Genomic DNA, 7,004 nt, shown 5'->3' with positions numbered 1-7,004 from the left:
CACCGCCGCCGACCCCCTACCCGACGACCTCCGCGACGCCCTCGAAGCCATCACCCGAGCCAGCCGACGTGCGCACTAACTTGAGCCAAGTCGGGTCGACCCCCAGATCTTTGCATCCTCACCTTTTACCGCACCCGTGGCGATGCTTGACTTGCATCCTCATGTCTTGTATTCGCGCTGCCCATGACCGGACGGCTGACGGAGCGGCTTAACTTCTTGAGGTAGGGGTATCGGAGCAGCCATGGCGGAACAAACAGGAGGTCGGTCCGTCGACGAGGCACACTCGCGGCCGGCAGGCATTGACTCCACGACCGTGGAAGCTCTCGGCGAACTGAGCAAAGCGCTGGAGACGATCCACCGCGTACGCGGTCATCTGTACTCCGCTCACCAGCTGGTAGGCGGCGCGGACCTGACCCTTGACCGGGTAGTCGAGCTGCTGCGGCACGCGGGGCACGACGAGGTGGCCGACCGGGTAGAGCGGGAGCTGCTGGGCCGCAACGTGCTACCAGGCCGGTGGACCTTCCAGATCATGGAGGAGTTCGACGATGGCTACTACGCGGCGTTCCAGGAGGTCGAGCGGTACGCCCGGGAGACTCTGGCCGGCGGTCGGCGGCACATCTATGAGGCAGAGATGAAGGAGCGTCGGCGCACCCATGGGATGCCGGGGCATGAGGCTACGCCGCAGGAGTGACCGGCAGTCCGTTCGGGAGCATCGAGGCCAGGGCTACGGCTCTGGCCTCGATGATCTTCATCCGTCCCTCGTACTCGACGGGTTCACGGTGGGCGGCTTGACTGGTGACCTGGCCGGGCCACTTGCGGTAGAGCAGGCCGTGTTCGCGGGTGAAGTAACCCTCGCTAACCGCGCTCGCGGCCAAAAGAAGGCCGGTGTCCTCGGAGGCCGGGAGCGCCATCCAGCCGCCGAGCGCCAAGAGCAGGTCCCGGCGAATGCAGAGGGTGGCGGGGTGGACCTGGGCGCGGTAGCCGTTGGCTTGCCAGAAGGCGAGGACGGCACCGCGGCCGATGGGTCCGCCGGCCGGGTCCTTGTCCCATCCGACTGTTGACCCGTCGGGCATCAGATCCAGGACGCGCGAAGTCGTCCATCCGATTTGCGGATGTGTCTCGAAGGCGGCGATGTCCCGGGCGAGCGCGCCAGCCATGAGCTGGTCGTCCGCATCCAGCACCTTGACGTATTGCCCAGTGACACGGGAAAGAGCGAGGGTACGGGCAACACCCGGGCCGCCAGGACGACCGCCGCCGATGCTGATGCGAGGGTCGTCCGGCAGCACCTGGGCCAGTGTTCCGGTCTGCCCGTCCTCCTGGACGAGCCACTGCCAGTCCCACCCGTCGGGCATGTCCTGCTTGACCAACGAGTCGTACGCGCCGGCCAGGTACTCGATACTCGGGGCGTGGACCGGGGTGATGACCGAGACGAGCTGCGTCACGTTTTCCACCGTTGCAGTTTGTGGGAGTAGACCAGTTCCGTTCGGTCCCCTGGCATCACTACATCGGCCACCTCGACGACGCGGCCGGTGGTGTCGATGGAGGTCTTGCGCACGGTCAGCACCGAGACGCCGGGGTCGATGTCGAGCAGTTCGGCCTCATCCGGCGACGGCGGACGCGCCCGGACCTCTTCGTCGATGCGGTCCAGCTCGACGCCGATCGTGTAGAGCTGGTGCTGTGAGCCGCCGGGCCAGGGCTCGTTGCTGGCGTCGAGCAGGCCCGGGTTCGCAGCCACCAGGTCATAGGGCAGGTACGAGTACGACATCGTCAACGGCGCGTTCTCATGCCGCGACGACGTCCAGTAGACCCGGCGCAGCAGCGGCGTTCCCGGCTCGACGTGCAAGGCCGCCGCCATGTCCGCGTCCGCCTCAACACGGGTGTACTCGGCGTGGAACTTGAGATCATCGACGGTCAGGCCGGTGTCATGCTCGGTCGCGCCGGTCTTGAGCCGCTCGTCCTGGTCGAGCAGGACCCGGTCCTTCTCCCACTGGTACCGCTCCGCATTGCGACGCCGTACCCGCTGGCGCGGTGCCCGCACGTAGGTGCCTCGCCCCTGCTCCGCGCGAACCAAGCCCCACTCCCGGAGCTGGCGGATAGCGTTGCGGACGCTGGTCCGCGACAGGCCCGACGTGTCGGCCAACTCCGTCTCAGACGGCATCAACGTGCCGGGGGCCAGTTCTCCGCTCGTGATCTTGACCCGCAACTCTTCGGCGAGTTGCAGGTAACGAGGGCGCCAGTCCCGGCCATGCACACCGGTCACCGTACCCCCTAGACGTTCCAACGACTGCCAGGTGGTCCCACCCGCCGGCCGCTCCGGCACCAGATCCACCGCCACCACCGGCCGACGCGGTCGATACGCGGGCACCGGAGTACGGCGGGAGCTGCGGTCAGTGACGGTCATAGTGTCCCTCCAACGGTTGTCCCTTGGTCATCACCCGCCACCGGGCGAAGGTCAGCTCGTAGATCAGCCGATCGAGCTGCACCCGCGACAACAGCACCGACTCCGTCGCACCGGAGCGGGTCGCGTCGACCTTGACAACCGGGTCGCGGCGTCGGAAGCGGTCCAGGAGCAGTTGCACGCTCACCCAGCCGCCGCCCTCGCTGCCGATCGTGGCGAGCAGCCGGCGATGCATCGGATCGTTCGGCCCGCAGCCCCGGCACCAGTCGGGACACGATGCCTCGTCTGCGGTGTTGGGCGTCTGGGTGTTGGTCGGGTCGTCACTGGCGCCCATGCCCGCCCTCCCCTGGGCTGGCGACTTGCGCTAGGAGCGAGCCGAGTTGGTCGACCAGTTGCCCTGCTTGCGGGAGGGTGAGTTCGGCCCAGCCAGAGCCGGCCCGGCACGAGGCATGCACCACGACCGTAGGCGGTGCGTCGTCGGAGCCGATCAGGTACGACACGACCAGCCCGGACGACCGGACCTCACCCACCCGCAGCAGCACACCCCGATGGCGTCGCGCCATGTGCGCCAGTACAGGCGGCACCAGATGCCCGCACCGATCCGGAGCACACCACGCAGGATGACTCGCCGCGACAGGCCGCCTGCTCGCCTGACTCATCGCGGCCACCGCCCACCGTCGCCCCGGAAGATCTGGCCCCGGCTGAGCAGCGGCGCATGATGCAACGCCGGCAGCTCACGGGTCCGCTCCATCGCCCAGCGCAGCGGAACGGTGTTACGAGCAGGAGCGGAACCGCCGGAGCGGCCCTCGGCCACGGATGCGGATCGGTCTCGCTGTTGGCGGGACCGCCAGAACGGGAACCAGGGACGTCGACGATGAGAGCCAGGCATCGCACCTCCAGATATAGGAGAGCCGGCGGCCGACCAGGGGGAATCAGCCGGCCACCGGCCCGACGCAGGGCACGGCGCACCGTCCGACACCGGACGGGTCGGGTATCACCGAGCCACCTTGTACGCGCGACTACCGCAACCGGCCCACCAGGACGCCGCGCCTCCCGCACGACCAGGCCGACGCAGCACCACCCCTGATACACACCGTCAACCCAGCCGTACAACCGGAAACGTACCTACAAGTGGACGACTTGTCTACACGTCAAAACGGCGCTCCGGCTGGCACTTGGTAAGACAAGTGCCAGGTACGGTGAACGAGTGCCCACCCCGCACTACGGACAGCCCCGCTACCGCGCCATCGCCGACGAACTGCGGAAACGCATCGAGAGCGGCACCATACCCCCGGGAGCCCTCCTCCCAACCGAGAAGGCGCTAACGGCTGAGTTCCGCGCAAGTCGGGGCACAATCCGGCAGGCCATAGCCGTCTTGCGCGAGGCTCGATTGGTCGCCACCGAGCACGGCCGTGGAACTTATGCGAATCCCAGCCGACCCGAAGGCGGTTCAGAGGAGTGTTTCGAAACAGAGACGCGCCAGCGCCAGGTGGACGCTGATCCGGAGCTTGCGGCTCTGTTCGCTGTTGAGGTGGGTGCGAGCCTGGTCGAACAACAAAGCGTCGTCCGGACAAGGGGATTCGTCGGAAAGGTCGTCAGAACCTATCAGCTACCGCGCGCTAAAAGATAAGGATTCGCTCGCCGCCTCGATTCGTCTAAGAGGCCAGGCGACATGGCTACATGACATGCGGGCGAGCTGCGCATGCCGCCGCTAGGGCACGCGGCCCGATCCCTCCGCAGCCGCGACGAAGGATACGCTGCTGCAGACAGCGAAAATCTCTTGTCTACGGCCTCAGACCGACAGCTGTGCGAACATGGGCTAGGTCAGTGTCCCGCACTGCGCTACGAACCGCACGCCCACCACACCGCCAGACGGGTGGGGTAAATTGCCGCGAAGTGCAACTTTGAACCCGCCAGCCACAACTCAGACCTGCGTTCATACCAATGGATCATCGCCATAAGGGCCGGAGCGACGAGCGTACGGCAAGAATCGCGGATCGTAGAAAACACGCGGCATCCGCAGGAAGGCTTCGCTCTTAATAACTGCGGTTTTCCCAGAGTCGCCTGCAGTATTGCTAATAGCGAAGTCCGACGCCATCAAGACACCTGCTCTAACCTCCCACACCCATACAGTGTCCCCACGACTTTCACGACCACGGGAAAAGCTTCCGTCTCTGCGACCCAAGACGTAGCGAAAGGTCAGATAGGTGCCCGGCTTTGGCAGGTGCCCCTTAGGGGGGTTGGACTCCAGCGCAGTCTTAACCTCAAGTTCCGGAAGCCCAGACCACTGAGGCATGAGGTCAGGAAAAGCGTGAGGTCGATTTCTCGAGTATGCGCCAGCAGACGCAGCCGCCAACCCAGCACCTACCAGGTTCCCAATCATCGACGACAGGTTGGCCAACTCTACTAAGCCAGAGACTGGCGGGGAGCCTCTACTGGTAAGTTCGTCGTCGATCAGATCAAGCGTCTCGTATGTGGATTCAATGGCCGACAAAATGGCGTCAGCGCCTAGGCCGGAGATACGACGCAACTCCGCCTCACGGGTGACCAACCTCGGATCAACGATCCGTTTCGATCCTCGCTCGACGATGGTGGCACCTGGGCGTGCGCTTAGAAGTCCTTCTTCTTCCTGGGCTGCCAAGGAGCGCTCAGCATGGGCCACTAGGTCGCTAAGCCGCATCCCTAGGGCAGCAGCGAGTCTAGCCGCGGAGTCAACCGACAGAGACCTCTCGCCGCGCTCAACCAGGCCGACACTCGTACGGTGCAGGCCCGCTCGGTCCGCCAGATCCTCCATGGTCAGGCCCGCTGCGCGCCTCAGCTCAGCTACCGCCCGCGCCGTCGCCGCCGCTAGATTGGGCCGAGGTTCATGATCAGCCGACACACGCACGAACCTAAGTGATTGAGGATCGCTTGACTACGAGACTATAGTCTCCACCGGACTGACTGGGCATCGAGAGGACCTCATATGCGCTTAAAGGTGATGGACCTATTTTGCGGTACCGGCGGTTTCTCGAAGGGTTTCGAAAACTCGGGGCATTACGAGGTGGTATACGGCATAGACGTTCTAGCGCCTTCGGTAGAAACCTTCCTGCTAAATCACCCTACGGCGCTTGGCATTCCCGGCGACATCCGCAAAACGTCGAGAGCGGAGGTGGCAGACCGCTTGGGACAGGGGCGAGGCGACATCGGGGTGATTATCGGCGGCCCGCCCTGTCAAGGTTTTTCATCGATCCGCCCTAACCGCTCGACAAACTACGATGATCCCCGCAACAACCTTTTCGAGGAGTTCGCGGCTTACGTCGGCTATTGGCAGCCGCTGGCCTTCGTGTTCGAGAACGTTGTCGGATTGGCGACCCACAACAAGGGTCTCGACATGGAGGCAGTCGAAGACACGTTCGGCAGGCTCGGCTATCAAACCGACTGGAAGATCTTGAATGCAGCCCACTTCGGAGTGCCACAGAAGCGTGAGCGGCTGATCTTAGTTGGCACTCAACCTGGGATTTCCTTTCACTGGCCGAAGCCGACTCACGCAGGTCGTTTCCGTACCATCGGATTCAAGGATTCCTCTCGGATGTTGACACCCTCCGAACCTAGCCTCTTGAACCAAGAGGCCGAGCCCCTGCCACCGGCAGTCACGGTCGCGGAGGCCATCGACGACCTCCCCCCAGTCGAGAGCGGCGAAACTGCTACCCGATACGATGCTCCGCCAAGGACCAGCTTCCAGAAGGAACGCCGAGCGGATGCCCTGGAGCTGACATGGCACGGATCCACCCGCCATACTGCAAAGATGCTTGAGATAATTAGGCACGCAGGCCCTAACATCTCCTCGATTCCGCCTCACCTCATTACGAGTGGTTTTTCGAGCTGCTATTCGAGGCTTGAGGCAGATGAACCATCCCCAACCATCACAGTAAATTTCGTTCACCCAGCGTCCAACAAGTGCATCCATCCGATACAACATCGCGCACTCACACCCAGGGAGGGGGCGCGACTTCAGTCGTTTGATGACACCTTTCTCTTTGCTCCGACGAACCGGAATCTCGTTGCTAAGCAGATAGGAAATGCGGTCCCACCGCTCCTTGGAAGGGTGATTGGCGAGGCACTCGCGGGCGCGCTTGGCTGTTGACATGACCCGCCTCGCGCCAAGGTCAGCAATGACTGGTAGCTGCGAGGATCAGGCGATAAAAAGGGTGACCGAGGAAGCGAGGGCGCGCGGGACGACGACGCAGGTCCAGTCGGGCCTGCTCGTCTATCTGTCTGGGGTGCGCTTCGTTTCGGATCTAGGACACCGAACTCCTGCTCGCTGAATGCGCAGGCCACGTCTCGGACGTAATCCTCGCTAGTTATAAATGGATGAGCCATGGCCGAACCCGGCTGCCCCTAGATGACATCAGCACCACGATCGCGTGTGCTGCTTTACGGGGTCCTTCAACTTCTGAGTAACTCACAGCCGCTGCACGTCGGCTGTCACACCTGCCAGACGAACACCCTTCGGGATCTGCCCACCAGTCACAATCTCCCAGCGTGAACGATGAGGACAACTGCCCGGCTGTCCTGAGCACCGACGGGCTACACGATCGACGTCAGCGGTCCGTGGTTACCGAGC

General features: G+C 63.9%; 8 protein-coding genes. 3 read left to right on the top strand and 5 right to left on the bottom strand.

The features are described from left to right. Window positions 1–241: 241 nt before the first annotated feature. Window positions 242–691, top strand: coding sequence for a hypothetical protein (locus tag ACFY2A_RS09115; RefSeq protein WP_387170076.1), 450 nt, complete (start codon window positions 242–244; stop codon window positions 689–691). On the opposite strand, the gene ACFY2A_RS09110 is transcribed toward ACFY2A_RS09115, so the two are convergent. The 4 genes from ACFY2A_RS09110 to ACFY2A_RS09095 form a co-directional block, all read right to left on the bottom strand. Continuing rightward, window positions 675–1,451: a glycosyltransferase family 2 protein gene (locus ACFY2A_RS09110; RefSeq protein ID WP_387170074.1), complete on the bottom strand. Its 777-nt coding sequence runs from the start codon at window positions 1,449–1,451 to the stop codon at window positions 675–677. The two genes, ACFY2A_RS09115 and ACFY2A_RS09110, sit on opposite strands and share 17 nt — an antisense overlap. Further along, window positions 1,439–2,401 carry a GntR family transcriptional regulator gene (locus ACFY2A_RS09105; protein WP_387170072.1) on the bottom strand — a complete coding sequence of 321 codons (963 nt, stop codon included), beginning with the start codon at window positions 2,399–2,401 and terminating at the stop codon, window positions 1,439–1,441. Before ACFY2A_RS09105 ends, ACFY2A_RS09110 begins: the two co-directional genes overlap by 13 nt. Beyond that, entirely contained in the window at window positions 2,388–2,732 is a 345-nt protein-coding gene (locus ACFY2A_RS09100) for a hypothetical protein (protein WP_387170070.1), read from the bottom strand. Before ACFY2A_RS09100 ends, ACFY2A_RS09105 begins: the two co-directional genes overlap by 14 nt. A gap of 321 nt (window positions 2,733–3,053) precedes the next feature. Beyond that, window positions 3,054–3,212, bottom strand: a complete 159-nt coding sequence (locus ACFY2A_RS09095) for a hypothetical protein (RefSeq protein ID WP_387170068.1) — start codon at window positions 3,210–3,212, stop codon at window positions 3,054–3,056. A gap of 393 nt (window positions 3,213–3,605) precedes the next feature. Between ACFY2A_RS09095 and ACFY2A_RS09090 the strand changes: the two genes are divergently transcribed. Then, window positions 3,606–4,028, top strand: coding sequence for a GntR family transcriptional regulator (locus ACFY2A_RS09090; protein WP_387170066.1), 423 nt, complete (start codon window positions 3,606–3,608; stop codon window positions 4,026–4,028). A 306-nt stretch (window positions 4,029–4,334) separates the two neighbouring features. Here ACFY2A_RS09090 and ACFY2A_RS09085 read toward each other — a convergent pair whose 3' ends face one another. Further along, on the bottom strand, window positions 4,335–5,279 hold the full coding sequence (locus tag ACFY2A_RS09085) for a helix-turn-helix domain-containing protein (RefSeq protein ID WP_387170065.1): 945 nt from the start codon (window positions 5,277–5,279) through the stop codon (window positions 4,335–4,337). Window positions 5,280–5,363: 84 nt separating this feature from the next. Here ACFY2A_RS09085 and ACFY2A_RS09080 point away from each other — a divergent pair, with 84 nt between their 5' ends. Continuing rightward, the gene (locus ACFY2A_RS09080) at window positions 5,364–6,524 is read left to right on the top strand and encodes a DNA cytosine methyltransferase (RefSeq protein WP_387170063.1); all 1,161 of its coding nucleotides are present in this window, start codon (window positions 5,364–5,366) and stop codon (window positions 6,522–6,524) included. The last annotated feature ends 480 nt before the right edge of the window (window positions 6,525–7,004 follow it).

The organism is Micromonospora sp. NPDC000442, from assembly GCF_042898635.1.
Taxonomy (GTDB): domain Bacteria; phylum Actinomycetota; class Actinomycetes; order Mycobacteriales; family Micromonosporaceae; genus Micromonospora.
The sequence above is the reverse complement of the archived record's forward strand: the minus strand, read 5'-3'. Positions and strand labels throughout refer to the sequence as shown.

Excerpts from the sequence above, each read along its gene's own strand:
- ACFY2A_RS09100 (WP_387170070.1), bottom strand. The coding sequence starts at position 2,732 with ATGGGCGCCAGTGACGACCCGACCAACACCCAGACGCCCAACACCGCA.
- ACFY2A_RS09080 (WP_387170063.1), top strand. The coding sequence starts at position 5,364 with ATGCGCTTAAAGGTGATGGACCTATTTTGCGGTACCGGCGGTTTCTCG.
- ACFY2A_RS09115 (WP_387170076.1), top strand. The coding sequence starts at position 242 with ATGGCGGAACAAACAGGAGGTCGGTCCGTCGACGAGGCACACTCGCGG.
- ACFY2A_RS09105 (WP_387170072.1), bottom strand. The coding sequence starts at position 2,401 with ATGACCGTCACTGACCGCAGCTCCCGCCGTACTCCGGTGCCCGCGTAT.